This is a genomic window from Ralstonia sp. TCR112 (genome assembly GCF_007997035.1).
GTDB lineage: Bacteria > Pseudomonadota > Gammaproteobacteria > Burkholderiales > Burkholderiaceae > Ralstonia > Ralstonia edaphi.
Genome location: NZ_VOSS01000200.1, coordinates 1 through 1,024 on the forward strand (window position 1 = coordinate 1; position 1,024 = coordinate 1,024).

2 protein-coding genes and 1 riboswitch are annotated in these 1,024 nt (G+C 64.0%); both genes read left to right on the forward strand.

Going from position 1 to position 1,024, the window contains the following annotated elements:
* Positions 1-13: 13 nt before the first annotated feature.
* A riboswitch (cobalamin riboswitch) is annotated at positions 14-265 on the reverse strand.
* A gap of 165 nt (positions 266-430) precedes the next feature.
* Positions 431-751 carry a hypothetical protein gene (locus FUT88_RS25255; protein ID WP_147219288.1) on the forward strand — a complete coding sequence of 107 codons (321 nt, stop codon included), beginning with the start codon at positions 431-433 and terminating at the stop codon, positions 749-751.
* Between the two features lie 2 nt (positions 752-753).
* Positions 754-1,024: cell division protein ZapA (locus tag FUT88_RS25260; RefSeq protein ID WP_147219290.1), on the forward strand; the 271-nt coding region annotated here is incomplete at its 3' end.

Consider the following 1,024-nt stretch of genomic DNA (forward strand, 5'->3'; position numbering starts at 1 on the left):
CGTGAATTGGTTCTCTGAGATCCACCGTCCTGGCCGGTATCCGGGCTGGCGAAGCGGCCTGTCCGCCTTCCCATTCCCGAAGGAACAGTGGCGTATGGACAGACCGCGCGGCACCCATCTTCTTGTTGGCGAGATGGCGGGTACACGCGGCGTTCGCTTACCGTTGCGGGGGCAGCGCAGGTTGGCGCATCGCTTGGGGCGCGCGCTCCCTGCTTCCCGTTTAACTGCAGATGGTGCTGCGGGCACCAGGACGCGGCGAAGTTTAACGGAAAAGGCACCCCAAACCCGTCGCAGTCGCGGTAAAAACACACCCTGCGCCGTTGCACCAGGTCCTTCGCCTCACGCCGCGCCTCTTGCGCATCCGTATGGAGGACAGGCGCGACGCGCATGATCGGCTAAAATCCCCCCACTCGATTCTGATTGACACCCAATGCTGAACGAACTCGAACAACTTGCCGGCAAGATCACGCGCGTGCTGCGTCACGCCGATGCGCTCGCCGCCGAGAACCAGCGCCTGCGCGCCGAAGTCGAGCGGCTTCAGGCGGAAGCCGAGGCATCCAAGACCGAACGCGACGCGATGGTCGCCGATCGCAGCGTGCTCAATGCCAAGATCGAAGAAGCGCAGCTGCGCATCCAATCGATTCTCGACAAGCTGCCCACGGCCACCGACGCCCGCCAGCTTGACCTCCTCGGCCAGGCCGCCGGCGCCGAAGAAACAACGGCCGCCCCGCCCCGCCACTCGGAGACCTAAGCATGAGCAGCAAGCAAATTGAAGTGAGCATCGCCGGGCAGCCCTACAAGTTCGCTGTCTCGGCCGATAACGAGGCCGCGCTGCGTGAAGCCGCAGCCATGGTCGACAACCAGATGACGCGCATCAAGAACGGCTCGAACACCAAGGGCATCGAGCGCGTGGCCGTGATGGCCGCCATCAGCATCGCATCGGATTTGCTGTCGATGCAACGCCAGGCCGCATCCGATTCTGCCCTGCCGATCGACACGATTCGCGCCAAGCTGGCCGACCTGA